Genomic DNA, 25,869 nt, shown 5'->3' with positions numbered 1-25,869 from the left:
AGCCGACACCAAACATAGTAACGCTCGGCGGCATAAAGCGCGGCAGCAGTGCTCCCACTGTATAAAATACCAGTGCCACGATACCAGCGTTCTTAGAACCTGCCTTTTTAATAATAACCGGTGCGATAAGGCTGGACCCAAGCGCTACGACAGAAGCGATAGTCATGGTAACTGTAATTGCACTGAAATCATTTAATATGTACTGATAATAATAAGCAAATGTAGATATGAAAATCATAAATGCCGTAAACTTTAACGTTTCAGATAAAAGCATAAATATTAAAGGTGGATTTTTAATAACACAATCCAGCATCTGTTTTGCAGACATTTTAGATTTTTTCACTTCATCGGGAACTTTTCCTTTAACATCATAGATGTCATGTTTTTTTCCTGACCATGCCGTTGCCAGATAGCCAAGTGCCGCCAGTATGGCAATCAGAATCGCTGTATACTGATATCCTTTTGCCTGATTCTCTCCGCCGATCAATAATACGAGGGGCAAAAATGTGGCTGAAAATAATATTTTGGCAATATCCTGGTACTGGGACCGGCGTGTAGACAGCCTCCTTTGCTGGGACGGATCTTTACTGATCACATTCATCAGGGACATCTGTGCATTTCCGCACAAACTGCTTGCTCCTGAAGAAATCGTATATGCCAGCGAGTAAAATATCGCCAGGAATATTCCAGACCCGGAAAATTTAGTGAACGACAAAATTGTAAATACCAGGGATAACGGAACTCCGATAAAGATCCACATCCGGTACTTTCCAAATCTGGAATGCCCATTTTGGACCATCGCCCCCAGAAGCGGTACAATAATTACAAACAACAGACGTACGACGAAGCTGGCCGTTCCAAATACATCGGTTGGAACCAGGGCTATATCCGTCACATAATAATTAAAATAGCTGTTTACCAGGCTATAATACAGACTGGCGGTCAGAGTACCAACGGCAAATGCGCTGACGGTCAATTCGGGTAATCGTTTTTCATTACTCATCTTGAGATCCTCCTCTCAATTCTACAGAACGTATACGTTCTACAAAGCCAATTTTAAAATCTGGTAAATATCCTCTTCCTGTAAAGGAAATGCCATTCCTACTGCCGAAGTTCCTATCATTGCTTTCTCCGCCATGGTTCGCAGGTTTTCATCCCCGATTCCCGCCTCGCTTAAACGGGTCGGCAGATTCATTTCCCTATAAAACTCTTCTAACTTTTTAATCCCTCTTTTTATGGTCCACTCTTTTCTAGGAGCGGCATATGCTACGTCAAAAACCCGTTGTGCAAACTGTACAAACCTGTCCGGATCTCTTTTCCAGACATACTTTATCCATGCGGGGAATATGATGGCAAGTCCTGCACCGTGGGCAATATCATAGATACCGCTGATTTCATGTTCAATATTATGGCTGCCCCAGTCTCCCAGCCGGCCTGCCATAAGCATTCCATTGTTCGTAATATTAGCCGCCTGGTAAAGCTCTGCACGAATATCATAATTATCCGGATATTCCAGTGACAGCGGTCCAAAGTGGATAACCGTTTTCATGGCAGCCTCTAAAAGCCGGTCTGTTAAATCCACATTATCTGTATTTGTAAAATAAGCCTCCATCAGATGTGCAAGTATATCTACCGTTCCACAAGCAGTCTGATATGGAGGAAGGGAATAACTCATTTCCGGATTCAGCATGGCAAACCTGGGAATGATGTAGTCAGAAAACAGACTGCGCTTCAAACCTGTTTCTTCATTTGTTAAAACAGCACAATTAGATGATTCTGAGCCGGTTGCCGGCAGAGTCAGCAACACTCCGCACGGCAGTGCATCTGTGATAAATCTGGTAAACGTGCCAAAATACTCCCAGATATCACCTTCACATTTAACGCCTGCTGCTATACTTTTCGCCGTATCAATTGCAGACCCCCCTCCAATTGCCAGCACAAAACCAATGTCATGCTTCCTGCACATTTCAATCCCCTCACAGACCTGCTTTAGTCTTGGGTTAGGAACAATGTGATCCAGATCGTAATAAGTGATTCCGGCCTCCGACAAGGATGATGCAACACGGTCATACAGTCCGTTTTCCTTTATAAACGGACCGCCCAATACAATGAGAACACGCTTTGCATACCCTGCGACTTCTTTTCCGATCTCCAGTTCGCAATCTTTTCCAAATATAATTTTACCCGGATTGTGGTAAACATAATTTATCATGACAAATCCTCCTTCCCGTTCCTATCGTCATGATTATTTCAGCCAGGCTACGTAACCTGAATTCGGGGCAAATATGCCGCAAAGTAGGACGTGCAGCTGGCGGGAATGAATTTTCAAACACGCTCTATCGTCTGCCCAGATTATCAAGCAGCCCCATCATAAACCTGCGCCTGGCTGCCGTATCCTCCGGCAGAAAGTCCAGATGCTTTAACAGTTCATCAAAACCTTCCGGATATGTAGTATAGTCAACCTTTTTTTCTTCGCTACTGTTTTCATTTCTGTTTATATTTTCTGCTGCCATCTTTATTCCTCCTCATCATGGGCGGTATTCGCGAACAAAGTCGCAAACAGCCAAAAGATTTTCGGGATCTGCATCTTTGCGGTACGACATCATCTTATCCTGGCTCATGATAAATCCGCCTTCACTTCCCAGCTCATCACACAGACGTTTTGCATAGTCAAGACATTGCTGTTTCGTTCCGCTGCCCAGCAGACTTGCTTTCATCCCTCCAATCACACAGACGTTCGGCAGTGCCTTACGCAGTTCAAAAATGTCATCCTGCTCTACCAGCATACAGATATGTCCCTTGGGATAATCCTGAAAATACTCAGCAAACCTTAATATACCGCCCTCCACAAAGAGGTAAATCGTCTTGTCCTTTGCCACAATTCCATCCAAAAGTCTCTTAAGCGGCGGCCAGTAAAACATTTCCCATTGTTTTCGGTTCAGGATAGTATGTGCCAGCAAAGCTGTTAAAGCATCAAAGCAGAAATCAGGGTGGCTGCCCGGCGCATCGTTCAGCACATTTTCAATAACCGGATCGGCGCTGATTCGGTCAAGCGCTTCACATGCCTCTTTTACTCTGATGGGATCCTTCCTCATGTCGATGGATAACCCTTTAATTCCTCTGAGTCCCGTAAACAGATATTCGATTCCAAGAGACATAAAACCATTAAACGGACAGATTAAATTTGGAACGCCGTAAACATTTGCCAGTTCATCATTCCTCTTTAAGGATTCATCAAAAAAGATTTTCTGCTCCCATGCACATTGACGCATCAGTGCAGGATCCATATCCGGCCTGAATTTTTCAAACTTTCTGGGCAGTACCTTTTCCCAGATAAACTTGGTGGGATCGGCAATCAGCTCTGGATATTCTTCCGTGTAAAACAGGGTAAAATCCTTGATGGCAAAAATTTCACGCTCATCGTCTATGGTATACAAAGACGTACCCAGGGTTTCCACTACTCTTTGAGGATTTCGTATTCCGGTTTCCTGATAGCCGTCAAATCCGTATTTTTCATGGAATTTCATAACAACATCACGCATGATATCATAGTCATGCGTTGCTTCCGTAAAGGTATACCCTGCATCCAGGATCTGCCATGTCCAGAAATTCGCTATATGCGGAACCCTGTCCGGCTTCTGCTCCATGCGGATCGCATCATGAAACAATTTAATTCGGTATTTTTTTAACTCTTCTTGCGTCATGCCAATTCCTCCTCACCTTATTGGTAGACTTCCTCTGCCCACTTCCGGCAGATTTCAACAGATTCTGCTGCATTAATGCTCCAGGCATCCGCACCTACCAGTTCACAGTATTCAGCAGTAACCGGTGCTCCTCCTATAATCACTTTTATATCATCACGCATTCCCTCGGCATTAAGCGCTTCTACGGTCTTTTTCATTGACTCGATGGCAAGCGTAAGAACACCGGATAACCCGAGGATCTTTGCCTTTGATTCTTTTAATGCCGCAATAATTGTCTCCGGGGCTACGTCGATCCCAAGGTCAATGACTTCAAATCCTGCCGTTTCAAACATACATTTCACAATATTTTTTCCAATATCATGAAGGTCATCTTTAACCGTACAGAATACAAGTTTGCCCAATTTCCCGCTGATATCACCTGCTATAAAAGGTTTTAGCCGGGCAAATGCATCCGACATCAGATCACCGGAATAAATCAGGTCACCCACAAAATATTCGTTGCTTTCAAACCTCTTACCTACAATAGCCAGACCATCCTGGCACGCTTTTACTGCCGCTTCTGAATCCACATTTTCTTCCTTCGTGATCAGATCCAGCTGCTCAAATACCGCATCTTCATCCAGATCTCCCAAAGCCTGCGTAAGTTTTGCATAATCGATCATTTGCCTTTATCCTCCTAACATCGTATTGACGAAAAACAAAGCTAACTTGTGTTTACAAGTTAGCTTTATCATAATGGACTCTCGTCATATTGTCAATGATATATGTGATATAGAAATACGATTTATGAGTATTGCACAAAAATTGACATCTCTTTTTTAGCTTATTTCTGATTTTTCAAATATGCATTCAAATATGTGTTCCAATATGCGCTGAAACCTTCTAGACATTTCCGTAGGAATGCGTCAAATCTTCCGCACACGCAATTAATGCATTCAGATCCTCTTCTGTTGTATCAAATGAAGTTACAAACCTGGAAATTCCAGGCTCCGGTCCGAAATGCTGAAACGGAAACGCATCACATAGCTGCCATTTGATCCTCTCATCCACATGGGCGAACAATTCATTTGCCTGTGGTACAAAGGGCGTCCGAAAGACAGGTAATCCACTCATTTTTTCATACAGCATCATTGCCATCCGGTTGGCATGTCCAGCCATCTCAAGCCACAGGCCGTCTTTTAATATTTCTATGAACTGAGCTGCTATATAACGCATTTTACTTGGCAGCTGTCCGCAGCTCTTCCTGGTGTACTTAAAATTTTCAGCCAGTTTATGATCAAAAAAAACGACTGCTTCTCCGAACATCAGACCATTCTTCGTCCCGCCAAAGGATAGTACATCCACGCCTGCTCCCCAGGTTGTTCCGGTCAGGTCATTTTGGTTTGCGGCAACGGCATTTGCCAGCCTGGCTCCATCCATATGTACAATCATATTGTGATCATGGGCAATTTTACAAAGGTTCTTTAACTCTCCCGGCGTATATACCGTTCCATCATCCGTCACCTGTGTCAGACTCAATACCCGCGGCTTGGGAACATGTTCGCTCTGCCATCCTCCTACTGCATCCTCCAGACTCCGGGGACTGATTTTGCCGTCTATAGAAGGAACAGGAACAAGCTTTGCATTTGCAATGCGTTCCGGCGCTCCTGTTTCAGCAGAATTAATATGTGCACTGTCTGCACACAGGATACTCTGCCAGGGCGTGACCAGATGCGCAAGGGCCGCACAGTTCGTTCCCGTTCCATTAAAGGTAAAAAATACATCTGTTTCTCTGTCAAACAGATGATTAAAAATGCGATCTGCTTCAGCAGTCACCGGATCATAGCCATATCCCGGCACATGCCCGCAGTTGACATCCATAAGCGCCTGCATTACACGTGGATGCACCGAAGAACAGTTATCACTTTCAAATCCCCGCTTTCCATTCATCTCCAACATAAAATACCTCCTATAAAATTATAAGGTTTATTGCTACAAATTTATCTGCAAAATTTGTGCAATTATACTAATTTTATATTTATAAGTAGTGTTTATCTATTTCTATTTGACAATTTTCGACATACATGCTAACATCAGATTTAGACAAAGCAACTTATAAATACAAGTTATACTGAATTATACTTTACTAATTAACAGACGTCAACTAATGAAAATCTGAAAGGGGAATTCCTTCATGTCCAACTCACAGCAACCAAGCCGTAAGCTGTCACAATTACTGGTCTTTCAATTTGCTGCAGGTTCTTTTGGAGTCGGCCTGCTGTTCAGCCTTGCAAACACCTATTTTATCTATTTTGTAACTGATGTAGCTCTTGTACCTGCCGGTATTATGGCAACAGTTTTCACCTGTACCAGGATCTTTGACTTCTGCTGCACCCCGATCATTGCGGGATTTGTCCAGAATGGAAGATTTAAACTGGGAAAGTACCGCTCCTGGATTCTTTATATTGTACCTGTTACATCATTTTTTACGATACTGTGTTTTTCCAGGATCACCGGTAATCCCATTGTTGTGGCCATCTATTACGGCATTATGTATCTGCTGGCTTATGGACTGTTGGATAAACCGGGCGGCGCTCAGAGAGCTTTGATGACAAGAATGGCGCAAAATGATAAAGAACGTATGATGCTCACCGCCCGTTCTGCACAATTTGAGCAGGTTGGGAACATTGTTTTCTCCCTTATCTGCCTTCCGTTGATTGCCTTAATCGGTCAGGGAAATGAAGCAAAAGGGTATTTTGGTGTAGCGGTTCTGTTTGGATTGACCGGACTTGTATGCTATTACACTACAGCTCATGCCGGAAAAGACTATGACGTTTATTATGACGAAAATTCGAAAGATGATCATTCGGACCGGCTCACAGTAAGGCAGATGATTGACACGGTCATTAAAAATCCCCCACTGATCTGCTGTATGTTAATTGAAGTCTTCCGATATCTCGGATTTATGATTTACGTTTCTACCATGGCATATTATTTCAAATGGTTTCTGGGCGATATGTCAGCAATCACCACCGTGGCTACTGCTGCAACTGTTGTGTGTTTTATCAGCAGCATACTCTCTCCACACATCAGCAGCCTGATTGGGAGGAAAAATTCTTCTATTCTGGCAATGTGCATGTATGCTGTGGGTATGCTGGTTCCCCGCTTTTTTGCAGAGGGCAATCTGGTAGTTTACACCGCCTGCATCTGCCTGGCATATTTTGGCGCCGCCCTTCAGGTCTGTGTCGGAATCGTAATGTATTCCAAAGCAGCTGACTATCACCAGTGGAAAACAGGACTTTCCGCTCATGGATTCGTGATGTCTATCTATGTGCTTCCTGTGGAGATTGGAATTGCATTCAGTGTTATCATTATCGGAATTGCATTAAACGCCATCGGATACGATCCGGCAGCTGCCAGTCTGACTGCTTCCCAGTTATCCGGGCTGAAAAACCTCGTCTTGCTCATACCCGGCATTTTATTCATCATTGCCGCTGTTATTGCCGCGCTTATGCCGCTGAGTGAAAAGAAAATTGCTGAAATGGAATCAGGCTTAAAAGCCAGCTAAGGAGGATATAAGATGATTATTATTGGAGAAAAAATAAATGGAGCTATCCCCTCTTCTGCCGCGGCTATTACAAACCGCGACGAAGATTTTATACGGAATCTTGCAGTCCGCCAGACAGAAGCCGGTGCGGACTATCTGGATATCTGCGCGGGAACCGATCCTTCCTGTGAACTTGAAGTGATGGAATGGCTGATAGAAATCGTCCAGGATACTGTGGAGACCCCTCTTTGTATTGACAGCCCCAATCCGGAAATTCTAAAAGCAGTCATGCCAAAGGTGAAAAAACCGGGAATTATAAATTCTGTATCCGGCGAAGGAAATAAATGCGGGATCCTCTATCCGCTTCTGACTGATAATGAATGGAAAGTAGTGGCTCTGACCTGCGACGACAACGGTATACCATATGATGCGGAAAGTAAAGCAGCCATCGCAGATCAGCTAATTGAAAAAGCCGGCACTTATGGCATTATCCCGGACCGTATCTTTATCGACCCGCTGGTTATGGCTTTAAGCGCTGTTAATGATTCCCTTCTTGTATTTACGGATGCCATACACCGGATTAAAACAAAGTACCCCGATGTTAAGACCACATCTGGACTGTCCAATATTTCCTTTGGTATGCCACACCGTAAAGCGATCAATCTGAATTTCCTCACCCTTGCCATGAATGCCGGGATGGATTCCGCTATCATTGATCCTACAAACCGGGATACCTATACCACTCTTCTGGCAGCAGAAGCTCTGTTATGCAGGGATAAATACTGCCGTAATTACAATACAGCATACCGCAAGGGACGTATCGGACCGATAAAAAAATAGCAAAAAGTGCGCCCGCATATGGAGCGCACTTTTCTATATTAACCAGGGAAAAATCCCGAATGAGCTGTCAGATGGCCACAGTCCGGATGAAGGTAACGTTTTCCAAAGGCAACCGGCCGTTCCATTTCATCATACAGATAACGGTAGATGACCAGTACCGAAGTTCCTTCTTCTAACATCAGCCTCTTTGCAACTTCTCCGGTTACGGCTGCTATGCCAATTTCCATTTTTGTATGAATTGCAAATGTTGATACTTTATTTTTTACCAGATCAGGGAAGTCCGCATACTGAATTTCCATTTCGATTAAAGGCATACCTTTTTGATATGGGAGATACATCAAATCACAAAGCATATTTTTCTTAGTATTAAAGAGAATCCGCATGATGGACACTACGCGCTGACTTGGATCAATGTGCAGTGCTGACTGAACTTCTGCTTCCGGGTGGAGCAGACGTATATATTGCAGTTTGCTTTCCAGTGCTTTGTTATGCTCTTCGTAAACAAACGTGAACTTCGCATGTTCCGGTTCAATTACAAAATATCCTTTTCCGTGCCATGATTTTACAATACGCTCATTTTCCAGCATTCCAAGACTTTTGCGGATGGTAACTCTGCTGGTATTATATTTTGCGGCTAATTCATTCTCTGAGGGAAGCATATCGCCGGGCTTGTATTCCCCTTCAAAGATAGCGCGCTTTACGTCACTAAAAACATGTTTATATAATGCTTCGGCCATAGACTAATCTGCCTCCGTTTCAAATATCCATTTTTTACAGAGTGCAGAACCATCCAGTAAATCACCGGAATAAGCGTCTGCCCCTATATTTTCTGCCATTTCTGCCGTGATACAGCAGCCGCCGACGATAATTTTAATCTGATCCCTCAGACCTTCCTGGCAGATCAGGTCTATGGTTCTCTTCATAGAGGAAACAGCAAAGTTCATGATGCCGCTCATCCCCACAACTTTAGGAGCATAGGTGCGGATGCTGTCTGCAAATACTTTGGGAGATGTATCCGTACCAAGGTCAATGACACGGATTCCCTGCGCTGCAAGCAGACTGATAAAAATATCCTTTCCAATATCATGAACATCCCCTTCTACAGTACCCATTACCATACAGGGTGTATCACTGGAAAGTGAGATGTCCAGAATTCCGGGAACGATTACACCGTAATGTTCAATTACACTGCGAAAGATAATTCCTGACATAATCAGGTCTGCAATAAAGTATTCTCCTTCTTCATACCGGTTCCCTACCAGCTTTACGCCGGTCTGCAAAAGATCCAGAATAACCATCCAGTTTACACCATTTTGCATGAGCTGATCGGTGAGCTCCAAAGCCTTGTCCTCATCCAGATCCTCAATTGCTTTCACAAATTGTTCATTCAGTGTCATAATCATCACCCCGCCTTGCCTGTATAATAATTTGAATTTTCTTCCAGAGAATATATGTATAATATTATATAGGATTATTTTGCATTTGTCATATGAATTTTCTTAATTTTGGGTCAAACTTATAAAGTTATAAAAGGCGGATAGTATTCGACTGGCTCCCATCGGATACCACACAGATAGTACGGAGGTGTTACCATGAAAACTATATTGATCGCATGCAGAACCATTGAAAGAGAATTAAAAAAAGCAATTCAGGATACCAGCATTTCCTATCCCTGCACCTGGCTGGAATCTGGTCTTCATAATTATCCTGAAAAGCTAAGAGAATCACTGCAAAAATCCCTGGATGAAGTATCTGCGGACACAGACCGTGTCATCCTTGCATTTGGCTACTGCGGCAATGCAGTAAACGGCCTGAAAACCGGAAACTTTCAGCTGATCCTTCCAAGAGTAGACGACTGTATTACCCTGATGCTCGGATCATTTAAAAAACGCCAGGAAATATCCTCAGACACTGCATCCTATTTTCTTACGAAAGGCTGGCTGGACGGCGAACGCAATATCTGGGCTGAATTTGTATATACACGTGAAAAATACGGAGAGCGGAAAGCAAAACTCATTTTCCGCTCCCTGCTGTCAAATTATAAACGGCTGGCAGTAATTGACACTAAGGCATATCATTTACCGGCCATTCTCCCGGAAACAAGGCATATCGCAGATGAATTAAATCTCACCCATGAAATCATTGAAGGGAATGACAGTTTTATAAAACAGCTTCTTACCGGACCTTGGACAGATGACCGTTTTCTGGTCATCGAGCCACACCATGCCATTACTAACCAGGATTTGATGGTTTTTGGCTGATTACAAAAGCTCCGCAGCCTCCCATATCCCTTCAGAGAAAGTAGGATGTGGGTGGATGACCGATCTGATATTGTTCTTTGTCAGTCCCCCTGCAATTGCAAGTCCGATCTCCCCGATCATGTCAGTGGCTCTTGCACACATCATCTGCGCTCCCAGTATTTGTCCGGTATCCTTTACTGCCACTAATTTGATAAATCCCCTATCCTGGCCGGTAAGCAGGGACTTTCCATTTGCAGACATCAAATATTTCGACGTAATTACTTCAATTCCGCTGTCTTTCGCTTCCTGTGCCGTCATTCCCACACAGGCTATTTCCGGATTTGTGTATACACAGGCGGGAACGGTGCCCAGATTCATCACAGCCTCTTCCCCATTCATGTGGCAGACAGCATTGATTGCTTCCGCACTTGCCATATGGGCCAGGGAAATCCCGCCAATGACGTCTCCTGCCGCATAAATATTTTCGTAATTCGTCTGGAAATTTTCGTTTACCTTTATCTTGTCCCGTTCCATTTCCACAGACATCTGATCTCCAAAAAGTCCTTTGGTACATGCTTTTCTGCCGGCAGCCATTAAAACGGCCTCTGTCTCAATCTCCTGTCTCTCTCCTTTTACTTGAAAGGAACAGTGAAGACCGTTGTCATCCCATATTTTTTCCAGGTTCGCCTGGGTATAAATGATGACGCCGCGCTTTTTCATAATCATTTTCAGATTCTGCCCGATTTCCTTATCCATATTGGAAAGTATGCGATCCATTGCCTCTATCACCACCACCTCAGTACCAAGTGCCTGGTAAATGGATGCAAATTCCATGCCAATCACACCACCACCTATAATCACAAGCTTTTTACAGGGTTTCTTCCTTTCTAATAGCTGATCGCTGTTAAAGACACCTTCCAGGCTGGCACCTTCTACCGGAAGATCTGCCGGAACCGATCCGGTTGCAATCAGAATGTATTTGGTAGTAAGCAGTTCTTCTCCCGTCCATACCGTATGCGCATCCCTGATCTGTCCCGATCCCTGATAAAAACTAATTCGGTTATTGTTAAAAAGCATATGGATTCCACTGCCAAGCTGTTCAACTACTTCATCTTTTTTCGACTGGATTTCCTCCATATTATAGGAAATGGATTCCGCGTGAATTCCAAATGCCCCGCCGTTTTGCAGTTCCCGGAAAATCTCTGCACTGTGTAAAATTGTCTTTGTCGGAATACATCCTCTGTTCAGACAGGTTCCCCCTGCCTGTTTATTTTCTATGACTGCAGTCCGCATTCCTGTTTTAGCAGCTTTTATCGCTGCCACATACCCTCCCGGGCCAGATCCAATCACTGCCAGATCATAATCATATTGATTTTCTGCCATCTTCCTGAACTCCTTTTCATTAGGTGCTTTGCATTGTATACCCTTTAATTTTGCCATCCCGATTCATTTTCCGGAATATACCGCAGCTTTGGCTTCCTTGCGGCTTTTACTTCATCCGGACGCCCGATTATTGTACTGCCCGGAGACTGATGGAGCTTTTGTGGATTTTCATAAGCCTCACGATAGATTTTCAGCAATATATCCACGGCATCGTCCAGGGTTTCTCTGGATTCCGTCTCCGTAGGCTCAACCATAAGTGCTTCCGGAACAATTAAGGGAAAATACATAGTTGGTGGATGAAGCCTGTAGTCCAGCATAGATTTGGCAGCATCCATTGCAGTAACGCCCGTCTCCTGCTTAATTTTAGCCAGAGACATTACGAATTCATGCATACATGGACCGCCGTAAGCCATCTCATAGTGTCCTTTTAACCGGTGCATCATATAATTGGCATTCAGTACTGCCGCCTGGGACGCTTCTTTGATCCCTTCCCTTCCCAATGTAAGAATATACGAAAGGGCTCTCACGACCACCAGAAAGTTTCCGTAAAATTCTTTTACCATGCCTATGGATTCGGGTGATTCCATTAAATGAAGTTCGAATCCTGAATCGTCCATGCCGGAAATCAGGGTGTTCTGGTCGGTGGAATGACTATTCTGACACACTCTGGGCCCCGGAAGATAGGGCATCAGAAATTCCATGCAACCACAAGGTCCGCTTCCCGGTCCGCCTCCGCCATGTGGCGTAGCAAACGTCTTATGAAGATTCAGGTGGACAATGTCAAATCCCATGTCTCCGGGTCTTACAATCCCCATTACCGCATTTAAGTTGGCACCGTCATAATAATTCAGCCCTCCTGCTTCATGCACAATCCTGGTTATCTCCAGGATATTTTTATCAAACAATCCCGCTGTATTCGGATTCGTAAGCATTAATCCTGCCGTATCTTCTCCCACTGCAGCTTTAAGCTGTTTTAAATCGACGCATCCATCTTCCATGGAAGGGATATTCACGATCGTATATCCCGCCATGGCGGCACTTGCTGGGTTTGTCCCGTGTGCCGAATCCGGAACAATCATCTTCGTTCTTTTTATATCCCCACGTTTTTCATGGTATGCTTTTATAAGCAGCAGCCCCGTAAATTCGCCATGTGCTCCTGCCGCCGGCTGAAAAGACATACCATCCATTCCGGTAATTTCACAGAAGATTTCCTCAGCCAGTTTCAGAACTTTCAGACATCCCTGGATGGTTTCCACAGGCTGTAGTGGATGGATCTCTGTAAATCCGGGCAATGCTGCTATATCTTCATTTACTTTGGGATTATACTTCATGGTACAGGAGCCTAACGGATAGAAGCCTGTATTCACACCGTAAGTATTCTCTGCCAGTTTTGTATAATGCCTGCTGATATCAATTTCTGACATCTGGGGCAAATTCAGTTTTTTCTCCCGTTCCATCCCCTTATGCTGCACTGCCGGGACATCACATTTCCAGAGGATATCACATCCCCTGCCGCAGACGCTTTGTTCAAAAAGCAGTTTCATTATTCCCGCACCTCCTTTAAGAATGCCGTCAATTTATCCATCTCAGCTCTGGTATTCATTTCCGTGGTACACCACAGGATCTCTCTGTCAGACAGCGGCAATCCCCCCAGAATCCCCTGTTGTTCCAAATAATTTAAGGCCTTTTCTGCCGGCACCGGTGTCCGCGTGACAAATTCATGAAAGAACGGTTTCTGATATTTTAATTCATATCCAGTCTTTTCTAATTCCTGCTGCAGGTAATGGGCTTTCGCTGTACACTGCCTTGCCGCTTCCTCCATTCCTCTGCTCCCCATAACTGCCATATAGATAGCCGCCCGGAGGGTACAAAGTGCCTGATTGGAACAAATATTGCTTCCTGCCTTTTCTCTTCTGATATGCTGTTCCCTTGCCTGCAGGGTCAGGACAAATGCACGGTTTCCCTTTTCATCGGTGGTCTCTCCCACGATTCTGCCCGGAAGTTTTCTCGCCATGGAAGACCTCACTGTCATAAATCCCTGATAGGGACCTCCAAATCCAAGAGGCAGACCAAGGGGCTGCCCGTCACCAACCGCCACGTCCGCACCATACTCACCCGGTGTTTTCAGGACTGCCAGCACAATCGGATTGCATCCCATAATCAGCATTGCCCCGCTCTTATGTACAATCTTTTCCATATCCCCATAATTTTCAAGTATACCATAATAATTGGGCTGCTGAACATAAAAACAACAGGCATCCGCTGTCATTGCCGCTTCCAGCGCCTGAAGGTCTGTTTCACCTGACTTTTCGGGCACGATCAGAACTTCTGAACCATTTCCAAAACAATAAGTCTGAATCGTGCGAATCACCTGGGGGTTTACAGCGGCAGATACTACTATCTTGGTTCGTTTCCTGTCACGGCACATGGCTGCTGCCTCAGCAGCTGCGGTAGCCCCGTCATAAACGGAAGCATTGGATACGTCCATCCCGGTCAGTTCGCAGATCATGGTCTGATATTCAAAAATAGACTGCAGAATTCCCTGGCTGATCTCTGCCTGATAGGGTGTGTATGCAGTGAGAAATTCCTCCTTTTGTGAAATCTGATTCACCGCAGATGGTATATAATGATGATACGCACCTGCCCCCCGGAAAATATGCCGGAATACCTTATTCTCATTTGCCAGCTCCTCCATCCTGCGCAACACTTCCATTTCTGAACAGCCGGGCGGAATATTCAGATCTCTATTTAATTTAATTTCCTCCGGTATCCCGGAAAATAAATCCTGGAAACCTGTATAACCCATAGTTTTTAACATCTGCTCCTGTTCTTCCCTCGTGGAAACAACATATGATCCCATACAGCGACCCCCTTTCTTATCATTTTTTAAAGCTGCTCTGTATATTCTTCGTAACTTTGAGCATCCATATATTCTTCTTCCTCTGTGACCTCCTCTACTTTAATAAACCATGCACCGTAAGGATCATCATTTATCAGTTCCGGACTGTCCAGCAGTTCCTCATTAATCTCTGCTACCCGTCCGGTGACCGGAGAGAATATTTCCGATACTGCCTTCACAGACTCCACATCCGCAAAAGGATTTCCAACAGAGATTTCGTCCCCTGTCTCCGGAAGATTTACAAATACCAGATCTCCTAATGCATCCTGGGCATAGTCTGTAATACCAATTACCACGATTCCGTCTGCTTCTTTTCTAATCCACTCATGGGATTTCACATAATTTAATTCCTTTGGATAATTCATAGATTCCTCCTATCACGTGTCTGCCGCTTGCTGCGGCTCCGGATTTATTTACCTGTTTCCTGCTGCTTCCTGCTTTTTTCTGTAAAAAGGTAATTCCACTACCTGAGCTAAAACCTTCCTGCCCCTTACAACTGCTTCTACTTCGTCACCAGCTTTTACTCTATCCCGATCCAAAAGCGCCATAGCAATGGAATACTGGAATAGTGGAGAATACGTTCCCGAAGTAGTCTTCCCAATCAGACTTCCCTCCCGGTAAATATCAGCCTGTTCTCTTATAATTCCCCGTCCTGTTACTTTCAGTCCCATTCTGTGCCTGGGATAACCAGCCCCTTCCTCCAAAGCTTTCTTTCCGATAAAATCTTCTTTTTTCATTTTTATAAAGTTTTCCAGCCCCGCTTCGCACGGTGTGATCTGTTCATCCATTTCATGACCATAAAGGGGCATAGCAGCTTCCAGTCTGAGTGTATCCCTGGCACCAAGTCCGCAGGGCAAAATCCCTTCTGCCTCTCCAAGTTCCATGAGAAGATCCCAGATTATAACTGCATCTTCCGGTTTACAGTAAAATTCAAATCCCTCTTCCCCGGTATACCCTGTTTTTGAAATAGTACAGGGGATTCCTTTTATCTGACCTTTAAAATTCGCACTGTAATACTTTTTCGGAATATCTTTTTCGGATACCGCCTTTTTAATTACCGCTTCTGCTCCAGGACCCTGAAGTGCAATCTGCGCCGTGAAGTCTGAGATGTCCATCAACTGCACATCTCCAAAACGATGCTGATTCATCCAGGCAAAATCTTTTTCCCTATTAGCCGCATTTACCACAATAAAGTAATCTTCTTCTTTGATCTTATAAACGATCAGATCATCCAGAATTCCTCCCCCTTCGTTACACATGGGACTGTACCTTGCCTGCCCGTCATACATATTAGTAAAATCATTTGTCAGAAGATAATTTAAATTTCTCAAAGCATCCTTTCCCCTGCAAATAAATTCACCCATGTGGGAAACATCAAACAATCCGCAGTTCTTCCGCACTGCCATATGTTCTGCAATCACTCCCGCATCATATTGAACCGGAAGCTGATAACCTGCAAAATCCACCATTTTTCCTTTCTGACTTACATGTCTTTCGTAAAGCGGCGTCTTACGCTCCATAGTTTTCCTCCTTTTTTACTGACTCCACCCACACCGAAACACACAAAAAAAGACGGGCTGAATAAATGAAGATATACTTCATTCATTCAATCCGTCTCTGTCCTTTTACCTGAAAGATTAGTCCATTCCTGCATACGTCAGAAAATGACCTGTACCGGGAACAGATTTACTTCGTTGGTGCTGCTGCGCTCTCCAGAGATTCGTCCAGATCTGGTTCTTTTGCCTGAGAGTTTCCATACTTTCCCCTTCGGCGCTATCTGCATAGTCTCTCCCAAATCCTTCTACCGAATATGCTATTTTAATTCCGTCACTTGTGTATACCAGTGCCTGCTTCTATAGATTCATCCTATCATAGAGCATATGGTACGTCAACCATAATTTTCCCGAAGCGTACTATTTCAGCTTAAATCTGTGTTTCGCTGAGAAGGACGCTTTCTTCCTTTGCTCCTGCACTCATCGCCATCACATTTTCAAATGGCACATTTGGAAGCAGCGCCTCATGGCTTGGGGATACGATAAACTTACCTTTAAAGATATCGCGAAGTCTTAATACTTCTTCTTTTACCTGACTGCCGTTCCCAAAGGGCAGCAGTTCCTGAGTATCCACACCTCCCATAAATACCAGCTTTCCTCCATATTTTGCCGCCAGATTTTCTGCATCCATTCCTGCTGCTTTTGCCTGAAGGGGATGAAGGATATCAATGCCCGCATCGATCAGTTTTGGAATAATCAGATCTATGGCCCCGCAGGAATGCATGGCTGTTTTCAGCCCCTCTGCCTTTATTCCCTGAACGATTTCCGTGAGATAGGGCAGTACAAATTCATCAAAGCTCTCCGGACTGATCAGAAGACTTAACTGAGTGCCCAGATCATTTCCAAAAAACGCTGCGCTCAAATATGGTTTTGCCTGCCACAGGTAACGCCGGTTGGCTTCCAGATAAAAATCTACAATATGGCGTGTTGCAGCATGTACTACCTCCGGATCGGTATACATCTTAACAAAATAATTTTCCATTCCAAAAAAATCACATAATACATGAAAAAACGGACACCACATCCCACCAAATACTGCCAGACCTTTTTCATATGCGTATCTGCTATCTTCCAGACAGTTTGTAAAATCCAGATATGCAGGATCTGGCCAGGGAAACGCTTCTATTTCTGCAATACTTTCACAATCAGCAAATATCCCGCCGCTTCCAAGACGTTTCCTTTCCTCGTTAAAACAGTTCCACATAGGTGATCCATCCGGACTTTTCCAGCACTCCGGATCCAGTTCGGGACTCAGCCATATCATATCGGAATTAATTTTCAGGTTAAAATCAGCTTCTGACTTCCCGTTATTTCCAGTAATACCTGTTTCCTGATAATAGATCTTTTTCGCTTCATCCGAAGGGTGCCCTACCCAGAATCCATTTACTTCACAGCTGTTTCCTGCAATCGCTGCTTCAATCAGTTCTCTTCCCCACATAGTTTCTTCCTCCATGACCCGTCCGTTATATTATTCGTAGATACAACAGGCAGCTTCCTGCGCAAAAGCACGGATTAACTCAGGATCCGCATCAAAGAAATGATCGGAAGGTGCCAGGATAAAACCACCATTTTCTCCCGCCGCCTCAAAACATTCTCTAACCCTGCTTCTGGTTGCCTCCCGGGAACAGCCATTGAAAAAATGAAACTGATCGAATCCCCCGATCATACAGACCTTTTTCCCAACTCTGCGTTTTGCCTCTTTTAAATCTGCGTCCCCTCCCATATCCACAGGCGTAAAAGTTTCCATTGCATTGGGACCCATTGCTGCAATGTCCTCTAAGATCGGCATCATTCCACCGCAGGTATGATATACTACCCGTATGTTCTTCTGCTGGATACCATGAATAATCGGCGTGTCAAACGGAGCAACAAACTCCTGAAATATGCCTGGGGATATCACCGTGGTAGATGCATCCCCACCGCCCATTTCCAATATATCATACTTACATCCATCCAGCGTATCTACATAATCCAGTTTGCGCCTCTGTAAAATTCCCAGCACTTCCTTCACCCACTGTGGATCGTCATATGTTTCCATGATCAGATCCTGTATTCCGAAAATGCATGCCAGATCCTGCCAGCAGCCCGGCTGTCCCGAAATATCAAAACATGGTATAAAACCACGGATCAGGCAGTCCTGATGTTCTTTTGCTTCTTCATTGATTTTACCCACGTCCGCCCTGGGACTTGGAAGGTACCTCGCCAATATTTCAATATCTCCTTTCTCTTTGAGCAGGTGTTCCGTCACCCAGGATGTATATTGATTATACTGAACAACCATCGTAAAGGTTTTCTTAGGCGTGTGAATCTTATAGCGAACAGTCCGGTAACCCGTGGTATTTACGGGTTCTTCTTCTATTCTCCAGTTTTCTTCCTGTTCCCTGGTATAAAACGAGTGATTGACCCAGTGTATGGGATCCAGACCCATCTCCCGGAAAAATTCCCGGTCATTGCATCCCCCCATATAAGTATCCCGGAAATATTTCATAATATGATGGGTCGTTGCCGGAAGCCTGTCGGGACAGCCCCCGTCCAGTGCTATTAATAATCTTTCTTTACTTGTCATAATTTCCTCCTTCACAGCAGTCCATTAAGCATTTACTGGGATTCTAAGTTTTGTGGGCTGCCAGAATATATTTACCCCTTAATCGCTCCATCTATCATTGAGTTAATAAATTGCTTTCTGAAAATAAGAAAAATAATCAATACCGGAACAATACTGACAAAAGATACTGCACAGACTGCACCGTAATTTACATTATTTTTACTCATCATATAATACATGCCCATGGTGAGCGTCCTGAGATTTCCACCTGTGGTAAAGATTAAAGTAATAATAAACTCATTCCAGATGGTAACAAAAGAGATCATGGCAACAGCAATCACTCCCGGCAGAATTACCGGCAGAATAATTTTGGTCAAAAGCTGGAATCTGCTGCATCCGTCAATCATTGCAGCTTCCTCCAGCGTAAAGGGAATTGCTTTTAAATAATTCTGCAGAACCATAATGGAAAATGGCATTACCGACGGCAGATACAGTAGAATTAATCCAAAGAAATTATCAACCAGTCCCAGTTTTGTATAAACGGTAAACAGGGGAATCAGGTTTACAAGTCCCGGAATTAACATAGGACATACCACAAAGCCTATAAAAAAGCCCTTTCCCCGGAATTTATATCTGGAGAATATATAAGCTGCAAAGGTCGCAAACAATATCCCGATCACAGTAGAGATACATGCAAGCCCCAGCGTAGAAAGAATATTCTGTCCCAGATTCTGGGTTTCAAAGACATGCTTATAATTCTCCAAGGTAAGCCCGGAAAAAAACTTAGGGGGATATGTAAAAATCAGGTTCTGCGGCTTTAAAGACGTAAGAAATCCCCATAATAGCGGCACAAGCATATATGCTGAAACCAGGATCATGATCACATGTTTGATCACTGCAAATATTTTTTTCTTCATATTTTTATTTTTCATGCCCACTGCCATACTTAATCCACCCACTCTCTGCTTTTTTTATTGATATAGAAATAGACAAATACAATCAAGATGTTGATCACTGCCAATACCATGGAAATTGCAGATGCATTTGTCAGATGGAAATTCGTAAACGCCTCTTTAAACATATAAAGTGCCAGCGTTTCCGTACTGCGAAGAGGGCCTCCATTTGTCAGCACCAGTAGCATTCCGGACTGGCTGATGAAATTAATAATATCCAGCAGCGTGGTTACCAGCAGGATGGGGCTGAATATAGGAAAGGTAATATACCAGAATGCCTGAAGACCGGAACAGCCATCCAGCTTCGCCGCCTCCAGAAGTTCTTTGGATACATTTTGCAGACCAGCCAGAAGCAGAATGGTGGAATAAGCCAGCTGCTTCCACATAGTCACCATGATTACTGCAATCATGGCATATTCCGGTTTCGTAATCAGATTGCTTACCCTTAGATGTAAGGGTTCAAACAGGTAATTCAGGACACCAAAATCCGCATTCAGCATCCATTTCCAGGAAAAACCGGCAACTACATCCGATACAATCCAGGGAATGAATAAAATTGTCATATAGACACCCATTCCCTTAATCTTGCTGTTTAGAATCAGCGCCACGATAACCCCTAATACAATTACAACTATTGTTGCCACAATTACAAAGTACCCTGTATTTCTCATGCTCTCCCAGAAATTCGGATCTTTTAGTATCATCTTGTAATTCTTAAGTCCTACAAATTCCATTTCTCCGGTTCCCGGCATGACGTTCTGGGACGACAGATACACCGTATATGGAAATGGCAGGTAGGAAAACAACAAGAGAATGCAAAAGACCGGAGCTACCAGAAAATAGGGCAGATAGGATTTCTTTTTTGTATGGAACATATACCTTCCTCCTGACATTGCTAATATGTTTCGATAGAAAAGTCTGCATGTGTCTGCATTTATATTGCAGACACATGCTTACAAATTATTCTGCATAGTATTTTTGGTTAAATGCTTCCTGGGATTCTTTCAGTACTGCCCTCAGATCGCTGCTGGGATCCAGGCAGTAAGTTGCCCCCGCTACGGCTAACTCCTCCAGACCTTCCTGGTAATAAACGAAAGGATCCATGCTATGTGCATTGTTATTCAGGTTATCAATAAATTTCTTCTCCAGCCCTTCCTGATACATCTTGTCCTGCTGCGCCTCAATAGTAATTGGAAGTCCTCCCTCTGCCTTGGAATGTGCCAGCTGCTGTTCTTTCTGCGAGAACCATTTTATGAATTCCCAGGCCAGTTCCGGCTGTTTCGATTTACTTGGAATTCCCCATGCCCAGCCATTGGAGAAATGAGGCTGGGGCCCCCCTTCTGTCTTGGCTGGAACAGGAGCAAAATCAAATTTCCCTTCTTTTCCCAGATCAGAAGCTTCCAGTGTTGGTTTTGCATAAGATCCATCAAAGATCATTGCTATATTACCGGCTGCAAACTGCTGGGTAACATCATTATAATCACTGACTGACAAACAGGTCTCCGGCGTAATCTTATATTCATTTACGCAGTCAGACATAAACTTTATGGCATCTGCTGCAGCATCATTATCCCATGCCGCACTTCCGTCATCATTGGTAAGTTTTCCGTCTCCTGCCCAGGTCAAAGGACCTATCGCAGTTTCACCGGAAGCATAATGTTTTCCGCCCCAGAATCCGAAGCCATAAATGCCTTCATGCTCTGACATAGCTTTTTGTCCTGCCGATACAATTTCATCCCAGGTCTTAGGTGCTTCTTTTACATAATCCGTATTGTACCAGATTCCTCTGGTATGTACGGACTGCAGCATACAATAAACCTTGTTGTCTCCGCTGTAAGTGCCTGCTGCCCAGACAGCATTTGAAAAATCATCCCGGTTATAGCTTTGGTCAATCATATCATCCAGAGGCATCAGCGCACCGCTGTTTACCAGGGATGCCAGCTTTTGTGAACTGACTGCAACCAGATCACTGGGTGCCCCTGCCCGGTTAGTAATAACAATTTTGGATTCCAGCTGATCCCAGGGAACCACATTGTATTCAATCTTGATCCCCGTTTCTTCCGTAAACTGTTCATACAGTTTGATCACTACAGACTGCATTGGATCGTCTGTGTTTGCAGGATCAATATAGTTCATCATAGTCAGTACTTTTTCTTCCTGTCCGCCGGATGCTTCTTTCGTCTCATTATCGGAAGCTTCCTTTGTTTCTTCTTTTGTTTCTCCTTTAGTTTCCTGCGAACCGGAAGTTTCTTTTCCACCCCCGCATCCCGCTGCCATGGAACACACCATTGCCGAAACCAGTAACAAAGACATCAGTTTTTTCTTTTTCATACCATTCATCCTCTCTTTCACTTTTCATACATCTTGCAGGCTTACATTCGTTTGCAGTTCTATTTTATGCCTAACCCCATGAATACCACTGCTCTGCTTATGATATCCCAATCACAATTCACCTGTTGTTAAGGTATCTTTATTATATCGAACTGCATCCTGTTATGAAATAGAGAGACCAACGGTGTTGTTTACCAAATTCATCCATTTCATTTATACCGGATTACAGATATAAATGATTTCCTTTGCCATGATTTATAAAAATCAACACACTTGTATAAATATCTAATGTCATTATTTCCCACGTCTTGTTTCCCGTCTTTTCTTATGCTATGATTTCCATAAAGTTACCCCCCCAACTGCAAGCGGAGATGTTTACTAACCTCGCCGCAGGCGCCAAATGAGCCCGCAGGCGCATCCAACTGGTCCCTTGAACGCGGGAATAAAATGATAGGTGGCATAATATGCATAAGAAGACTTATTCCCTTATGAAGATTTTATTTACATCGGCATCCGGCATTATTATCTTAATTTTAGTTACGGTCAGCATTAGTATTACAACCTACTTTACCGACATCTTCCATCAGATGTCCACCACAAAATACGAGGAAGTTTTTGAACAGGCAAATGAACAGCTGTCTATGATTTTTTATGATGTGGCAACCCTCGGTTCTATTCTGGAAAATAACTCTGAGCTTACAGGAGCGGTAAATCTGGCTACCAGTCATCCAAACCAGTTTATCCGACTGCAAAATGAATCCAAAGTACAGCAGCTCCTTGCCACCTCATCCAATTATTACAAATACATTCGAAATATTTATCTTTATAAAAATGACAAAGTTTATTTTATTCATGACAGCTTCTCGCCGATCAATTATTCCGCAATTATGGAGCAGAACTGGTTCCAGGATGTGCAGGAAGGTAAAAAAGACCAGGTTATACTCACATATGATGAAAATTATTTTATCTATGCCCAGTCATTTTGCCGTACACTTATTTCAAAATCACCCGGTGTGATGCTAGTGCTTCTGGACGCTAATCTTCTTCAGAACTGCCTGAAAAATATCAACAGTAATAATGGTGTTATTATCTCGGCATTTGATGCGGAAAACAACCTGCTCTACATACAGAATACCAGCAAACAGGATCTGCTGGAAAACCACCTGACTAATTTAAATGCCTATAATACCGGCGCACATATCAAACTTAAAAATACTACTTATATATTAGCAAAACAAATTAATCCCTTCACCAACTGGACCCTGGTTTCCCTGACTCCGAAAGATGCGACCAAAAAAGACCTTTATCCCATTTATCATCAGATCGTGATGATCGTTTTGCTGGCTTTATTAATCAGTATGGTTTTGACGTTCTTCCTGAGCCGGGTAATTACCAGATCCTTTAAGCCCCTGATGCGTTCCATGGAACGCAGCGCCAAAGGGGATTTTACATTTGACCCATGCACTTCCCAGGTGGCGGAAATTAATGTTTTAATTGAGGGTTATGACGATATGCTGCACAGAATCTCCAACCTTATCAGTCAGATAAAAAATATAGAAGAGGAAAAAAGAAAAACGGAACTTGAAATACTGCAGGCTCAGATCAACCCGCACTTTACCTACAATACCCTGAATTCCATCCGGTGGCTGGCACTTATGCAGGACTCCCCCCAGATTGCAGAGATGATATCTTCCTTTTCTACTTTGCTTCAGATTACCAGCAGCCATCCCAATGAATTTATTCTGGTGGAACAGGAACTGCAGGAAGTCACCTGCTATGTAGATATTATGAAGTTCCGGTATAACTCTGCCATCGATATACTCTTTGAGGTTCAGGAGAAAACAAAAAAATGCAAGACTTTAAAGCTTCTGATTCAGCCTTTGGTGGAAAACTGCTTTTATCATGCTTTTTCAGATGCATCCGATTATGGTAGAATTGTAATACGCGCTTATCTGTCAGAGGATGCACTGGTTTATGAAGTAGAAGATAATGGGGAGGGAATTTCTTTTGACGGCTGCCAACTGCCCCACTCTTCAGAAGACGGGGTACATAATATTGGTCTTACCAATATTAACAAACGCATCCAGATCTGGTTTGGTGAGAAATATGGGATTTCATTTCATTCCGAATTGCATATCGGAACAAAAGTAATCGTAACTCAGCCAATTCTAACAGAAACAGCCAAGGAGGTTGATTAATATGATTCCTGTAATGATCGTAGAAGATGAATTTCTGGTCCGGGTTGGACTGAAATCATTAATAGACTGGAATGCCTATGGATTTTATATTGCAGCAGATGCATCAAACGGCCAGGAAGGGCTGGCCTTATATGAAAAACACCATCCCTACCTGATCATTACTGACATTCGCATGTCCCCGGTAAGCGGACTGGAAATGATGAATGAAATCCGAAAACTGGATAGTGAAGTGAAATTTATCATCATATCTGCCTATAATGATTTTGAATATGCTCAGCAGGCAATCCGCTACGGTGTGGAACTGTATCTGTGCAAATCCACTTTTAAAAATGAGGACCTGACTGCGGCACTGCCGAAAATCAAAGCCTCTTACCCGGATTCCAGGCAGGCGGACCCATCTGATTCAGAACCTTCTATTCAGAATTTCTCAGAAGTTTTTACCGATGCTTCCGATATCCGCAGCCTGGAGAAATATCTGGAGCAGCACCATCTGTCCGACTGTCCAAAGATGGTCATTGCCGCACGCCATGACCGTCATACTAATAACAGCATCAACCAAAACTTATACCACAATATCATCCAGAATATTCTTAAACGTTGTCAGATATCATACCAGTTATACAGTAAAGATGATTTTATCCTCTGTCTTCTGGATGCCTCCGATACAGAAAAAATACGTACCATCGCACAGGAACTAAACAAAACACTGCTCAATTATACAAAACAGCCCTGCTATTTCGGAATTTCCTCTACATTTGCCAATCCTGCGCTGAAACTTTACCGGGCAGTAAATGAAGCCTGCCTCACCTGCAATGAATTTATTTTTGATAAATCCGTAAACATAAGGAATTTTTCCGGCAGCAGTTCATCGAACTGTTACAGCGGCCAGTGTGCCGGAAGTACTGCGAATCCTGCTAATATTGAAATAAACGTGGAACGATTAATGTCTTCTGTTTTTTCATTCCGCAAGCAGGATTCGGAAATGATTATCCGGGAAATAATATTTTCCTGTAAAAATTACAGATCCCTGGAAAAAAGTGTCTTCACGATTTTACTATCCTTTATTGAATACGATAACAGCAGCATGGTATCTGCCCTATTAGAGCGGGAATTGAAAAAAGATGATCTGGACAGGATTGCTACATCTTTGCTGGATTGGATTTATGCCCTTCCATTTAATACAATGGCAGTCAGTAACTCCAATGAATATGTGGAGACCGTGATATCCTATATAAAGTCACATCTGAGCGAGAATCTGTCAATTCAAAGCCTTGCCGATATGATCCACCTGTCTCCAAACTATCTTGGAAAAGTATTTTATCAGAAGACCGGGGCATTTCTGAACAACTATATTACCGGATGCCGTATGAACAAGGCATGTGAATTGCTTCGCGGCACCGACCTGCCGGTAAATACCATCGGAATCATGATCGGCATCAGCAATCCCCATTATTTTTCCAAGCTGTTCCGGGATACGGTAGGTTCTTCTCCCAGTAAATACCGGCTTACGCCGCCTGCTACGTAAGCGCATACACCAGAATCACATGTTTTAAACAGATCTGATTCATGAATTACAAATTTCTTACGGTCTCGAATAAAAAAGGAACGTGGAAATAAATGATGTTTTTCATCCTCATTTATTTACGGCGTTCCTCTGTTATTCGGTAAGGTATTCTTCCAGGAATAAGCTGTTTTCT

24 protein-coding genes and 1 riboswitch are annotated in these 25,869 nt (G+C 43.5%); of the genes, 5 read left to right on the top strand and 19 right to left on the bottom strand.

The genetic code is table 11. The features are described 5' to 3' along the window. The 7 genes from RHS_RS21140 to RHS_RS21120 all read right to left on the bottom strand — a co-directional run. The coding region (locus tag RHS_RS21140) for an MFS transporter (RefSeq protein ID WP_047834287.1) at window positions 1-1,003 on the bottom strand (1,003 nt) is incomplete at its 3' end. Between the two features lie 39 nt (window positions 1,004-1,042). Then, window positions 1,043-2,212, bottom strand: coding sequence for an iron-containing alcohol dehydrogenase (locus tag RHS_RS21135; RefSeq protein ID WP_047834286.1), 1,170 nt, complete (start codon window positions 2,210-2,212; stop codon window positions 1,043-1,045). A 33-nt stretch (window positions 2,213-2,245) separates the two neighbouring features. Further along, a complete protein-coding gene (locus tag RHS_RS31580) occupies window positions 2,246-2,323 on the bottom strand; it encodes a DUF6783 domain-containing protein (protein WP_377146104.1) in 78 nt (25 codons plus the stop codon). A 13-nt stretch (window positions 2,324-2,336) separates the two neighbouring features. Then, window positions 2,337-2,513 (bottom strand): hypothetical protein, encoded by a 177-nt coding sequence (locus tag RHS_RS31575; RefSeq protein ID WP_395023209.1) that lies wholly within the window; start codon window positions 2,511-2,513, stop codon window positions 2,337-2,339. A gap of 15 nt (window positions 2,514-2,528) precedes the next feature. Next, window positions 2,529-3,704, bottom strand: a complete 1,176-nt coding sequence (locus RHS_RS21130; protein WP_027294916.1) for a uroporphyrinogen decarboxylase family protein — start codon at window positions 3,702-3,704, stop codon at window positions 2,529-2,531. A gap of 17 nt (window positions 3,705-3,721) precedes the next feature. Continuing rightward, on the bottom strand, window positions 3,722-4,366 hold the full coding sequence (locus tag RHS_RS21125) for a B12-binding domain-containing protein (RefSeq protein ID WP_027294917.1): 645 nt from the start codon (window positions 4,364-4,366) through the stop codon (window positions 3,722-3,724). Between the two features lie 220 nt (window positions 4,367-4,586). Next, window positions 4,587-5,642 carry a low specificity L-threonine aldolase gene (locus tag RHS_RS21120; RefSeq protein WP_052377867.1) on the bottom strand — a complete coding sequence of 352 codons (1,056 nt, stop codon included), beginning with the start codon at window positions 5,640-5,642 and terminating at the stop codon, window positions 4,587-4,589. A 235-nt stretch (window positions 5,643-5,877) separates the two neighbouring features. Between RHS_RS21120 and RHS_RS21115 the strand changes: the two genes are divergently transcribed. Both RHS_RS21115 and RHS_RS21110 read left to right on the top strand, forming a co-directional pair. Then, window positions 5,878-7,251, top strand: a complete 1,374-nt coding sequence (locus tag RHS_RS21115; RefSeq protein WP_044297265.1) for an MFS transporter — start codon at window positions 5,878-5,880, stop codon at window positions 7,249-7,251. Between the two features lie 12 nt (window positions 7,252-7,263). Continuing rightward, window positions 7,264-8,070 (top strand): methyltetrahydrofolate cobalamin methyltransferase, encoded by an 807-nt coding sequence (locus RHS_RS21110; protein WP_047834285.1) that lies wholly within the window; start codon window positions 7,264-7,266, stop codon window positions 8,068-8,070. A gap of 38 nt (window positions 8,071-8,108) precedes the next feature. Here the strand turns inward: RHS_RS21110 and RHS_RS21105 are convergent, their stop codons facing one another. Then, window positions 8,109-8,807, bottom strand: coding sequence for a GntR family transcriptional regulator (locus RHS_RS21105; RefSeq protein ID WP_044297263.1), 699 nt, complete (start codon window positions 8,805-8,807; stop codon window positions 8,109-8,111). A gap of 3 nt (window positions 8,808-8,810) precedes the next feature. Next, window positions 8,811-9,467, bottom strand: coding sequence for a B12-binding domain-containing protein (locus RHS_RS21100; protein ID WP_160295872.1), 657 nt, complete (start codon window positions 9,465-9,467; stop codon window positions 8,811-8,813). A 195-nt stretch (window positions 9,468-9,662) separates the two neighbouring features. On the opposite strand from RHS_RS21100, the gene RHS_RS21095 reads away from it, so the two are divergent. After that, entirely contained in the window at window positions 9,663-10,331 is a 669-nt protein-coding gene (locus RHS_RS21095; RefSeq protein ID WP_047834284.1) for a DUF1638 domain-containing protein, read from the top strand. Here the strand turns inward: RHS_RS21095 and lpdA are convergent, their stop codons facing one another. The 10 genes from lpdA to RHS_RS21045 form a co-directional block, all read right to left on the bottom strand. Then, entirely contained in the window at window positions 10,332-11,693 is a 1,362-nt protein-coding gene (gene lpdA / locus RHS_RS21090) for a dihydrolipoyl dehydrogenase (protein WP_047834290.1), read from the bottom strand. It lies immediately after the preceding gene. A gap of 44 nt (window positions 11,694-11,737) precedes the next feature. Next, a complete protein-coding gene (gcvPB, locus tag RHS_RS21085) occupies window positions 11,738-13,237 on the bottom strand; it encodes an aminomethyl-transferring glycine dehydrogenase subunit GcvPB (protein WP_047834283.1) in 1,500 nt (499 codons plus the stop codon). Beyond that, window positions 13,237-14,553 carry an aminomethyl-transferring glycine dehydrogenase subunit GcvPA gene (gcvPA, locus tag RHS_RS21080; protein WP_047834282.1) on the bottom strand — a complete coding sequence of 439 codons (1,317 nt, stop codon included), beginning with the start codon at window positions 14,551-14,553 and terminating at the stop codon, window positions 13,237-13,239. The genes gcvPB and gcvPA overlap by 1 nt, the downstream gene beginning before the upstream one ends. A gap of 26 nt (window positions 14,554-14,579) precedes the next feature. Beyond that, window positions 14,580-14,957 (bottom strand): glycine cleavage system protein GcvH, encoded by a 378-nt coding sequence (gcvH, locus tag RHS_RS21075; RefSeq protein ID WP_027294927.1) that lies wholly within the window; start codon window positions 14,955-14,957, stop codon window positions 14,580-14,582. 48 nt (window positions 14,958-15,005) lie between these two features. Beyond that, the gene (gene gcvT, locus RHS_RS21070) at window positions 15,006-16,112 is read right to left on the bottom strand and encodes a glycine cleavage system aminomethyltransferase GcvT (RefSeq protein ID WP_047834281.1); all 1,107 of its coding nucleotides are present in this window, start codon (window positions 16,110-16,112) and stop codon (window positions 15,006-15,008) included. A gap of 201 nt (window positions 16,113-16,313) precedes the next feature. After that, window positions 16,314-16,396, bottom strand: a riboswitch (glycine riboswitch). Window positions 16,397-16,515: 119 nt separating this feature from the next. After that, window positions 16,516-17,583, bottom strand: a complete 1,068-nt coding sequence (locus RHS_RS21065; RefSeq protein WP_047834280.1) for a uroporphyrinogen decarboxylase family protein — start codon at window positions 17,581-17,583, stop codon at window positions 16,516-16,518. Window positions 17,584-17,613: 30 nt separating this feature from the next. Further along, on the bottom strand, window positions 17,614-18,711 hold the full coding sequence (locus RHS_RS21060) for a uroporphyrinogen decarboxylase family protein (RefSeq protein WP_044297256.1): 1,098 nt from the start codon (window positions 18,709-18,711) through the stop codon (window positions 17,614-17,616). Window positions 18,712-18,782: 71 nt separating this feature from the next. After that, a complete protein-coding gene (locus RHS_RS21055; RefSeq protein WP_027294931.1) occupies window positions 18,783-19,634 on the bottom strand; it encodes a carbohydrate ABC transporter permease in 852 nt (283 codons plus the stop codon). Window positions 19,635-19,636: 2 nt separating this feature from the next. Next, window positions 19,637-20,518 (bottom strand): carbohydrate ABC transporter permease, encoded by an 882-nt coding sequence (locus RHS_RS21050; protein WP_027294932.1) that lies wholly within the window; start codon window positions 20,516-20,518, stop codon window positions 19,637-19,639. An 85-nt stretch (window positions 20,519-20,603) separates the two neighbouring features. After that, a complete protein-coding gene (locus RHS_RS21045; protein WP_047834279.1) occupies window positions 20,604-21,974 on the bottom strand; it encodes an ABC transporter substrate-binding protein in 1,371 nt (456 codons plus the stop codon). A gap of 464 nt (window positions 21,975-22,438) precedes the next feature. Here RHS_RS21045 and RHS_RS21040 point away from each other — a divergent pair, with 464 nt between their 5' ends. Beyond that, the gene (locus RHS_RS21040; protein ID WP_044297254.1) at window positions 22,439-24,172 is read left to right on the top strand and encodes a sensor histidine kinase; all 1,734 of its coding nucleotides are present in this window, start codon (window positions 22,439-22,441) and stop codon (window positions 24,170-24,172) included. Window position 24,173: 1 nt separating this feature from the next. After that, the gene (locus RHS_RS21035; protein WP_047834278.1) at window positions 24,174-25,697 is read left to right on the top strand and encodes a response regulator; all 1,524 of its coding nucleotides are present in this window, start codon (window positions 24,174-24,176) and stop codon (window positions 25,695-25,697) included. Window positions 25,698-25,869 lie beyond the last annotated feature (172 nt).

It is taken from the genome of Robinsoniella sp. RHS (assembly GCF_001029355.1).
Classification (GTDB): domain Bacteria; phylum Bacillota; class Clostridia; order Lachnospirales; family Lachnospiraceae; genus Robinsoniella; species Robinsoniella peoriensis.
Note: the sequence above shows the minus strand (reverse complement) of the source record. Positions and strands in the feature narration are given on the sequence as shown.

What these genes read in the sequence shown, in the direction of transcription:
- RHS_RS21055 (WP_027294931.1), bottom strand. Translation starts at nt 19,634, where the DNA reads ATGGCAGTGGGCATGAAAAATAAAAATATGAAGAAAAAAATATTTGCA.
- RHS_RS21040 (WP_044297254.1), top strand. Translation starts at nt 22,439, where the DNA reads ATGCATAAGAAGACTTATTCCCTTATGAAGATTTTATTTACATCGGCA.
- gcvT (WP_047834281.1), bottom strand. Translation starts at nt 16,112, where the DNA reads ATGGAGCGTAAGACGCCGCTTTACGAAAGACATGTAAGTCAGAAAGGA.
- RHS_RS21050 (WP_027294932.1), bottom strand. Translation starts at nt 20,518, where the DNA reads ATGTTCCATACAAAAAAGAAATCCTATCTGCCCTATTTTCTGGTAGCT.
- RHS_RS21095 (WP_047834284.1), top strand. Translation starts at nt 9,663, where the DNA reads ATGAAAACTATATTGATCGCATGCAGAACCATTGAAAGAGAATTAAAA.
- RHS_RS21120 (WP_052377867.1), bottom strand. Translation starts at nt 5,642, where the DNA reads ATGTTGGAGATGAATGGAAAGCGGGGATTTGAAAGTGATAACTGTTCT.
- RHS_RS21125 (WP_027294917.1), bottom strand. Translation starts at nt 4,366, where the DNA reads ATGATCGATTATGCAAAACTTACGCAGGCTTTGGGAGATCTGGATGAA.
- gcvPA (WP_047834282.1), bottom strand. Translation starts at nt 14,553, where the DNA reads ATGGGATCATATGTTGTTTCCACGAGGGAAGAACAGGAGCAGATGTTA.
- lpdA (WP_047834290.1), bottom strand. Translation starts at nt 11,693, where the DNA reads ATGGCAGAAAATCAATATGATTATGATCTGGCAGTGATTGGATCTGGC.
- gcvPB (WP_047834283.1), bottom strand. Translation starts at nt 13,237, where the DNA reads ATGAAACTGCTTTTTGAACAAAGCGTCTGCGGCAGGGGATGTGATATC.
- RHS_RS21035 (WP_047834278.1), top strand. Translation starts at nt 24,174, where the DNA reads ATGATTCCTGTAATGATCGTAGAAGATGAATTTCTGGTCCGGGTTGGA.
- RHS_RS21135 (WP_047834286.1), bottom strand. Translation starts at nt 2,212, where the DNA reads ATGATAAATTATGTTTACCACAATCCGGGTAAAATTATATTTGGAAAA.
- RHS_RS31575 (WP_395023209.1), bottom strand. Translation starts at nt 2,513, where the DNA reads ATGGCAGCAGAAAATATAAACAGAAATGAAAACAGTAGCGAAGAAAAA.
- gcvH (WP_027294927.1), bottom strand. Translation starts at nt 14,957, where the DNA reads ATGAATTATCCAAAGGAATTAAATTATGTGAAATCCCATGAGTGGATT.
- RHS_RS21045 (WP_047834279.1), bottom strand. Translation starts at nt 21,974, where the DNA reads ATGAAAAAGAAAAAACTGATGTCTTTGTTACTGGTTTCGGCAATGGTG.
- RHS_RS21060 (WP_044297256.1), bottom strand. Translation starts at nt 18,711, where the DNA reads ATGACAAGTAAAGAAAGATTATTAATAGCACTGGACGGGGGCTGTCCC.
- RHS_RS21065 (WP_047834280.1), bottom strand. Translation starts at nt 17,583, where the DNA reads ATGTGGGGAAGAGAACTGATTGAAGCAGCGATTGCAGGAAACAGCTGT.
- RHS_RS21100 (WP_160295872.1), bottom strand. Translation starts at nt 9,467, where the DNA reads ATGACACTGAATGAACAATTTGTGAAAGCAATTGAGGATCTGGATGAG.
- RHS_RS21105 (WP_044297263.1), bottom strand. Translation starts at nt 8,807, where the DNA reads ATGGCCGAAGCATTATATAAACATGTTTTTAGTGACGTAAAGCGCGCT.
- RHS_RS21115 (WP_044297265.1), top strand. Translation starts at nt 5,878, where the DNA reads ATGTCCAACTCACAGCAACCAAGCCGTAAGCTGTCACAATTACTGGTC.
- RHS_RS21130 (WP_027294916.1), bottom strand. Translation starts at nt 3,704, where the DNA reads ATGACGCAAGAAGAGTTAAAAAAATACCGAATTAAATTGTTTCATGAT.
- RHS_RS21110 (WP_047834285.1), top strand. Translation starts at nt 7,264, where the DNA reads ATGATTATTATTGGAGAAAAAATAAATGGAGCTATCCCCTCTTCTGCC.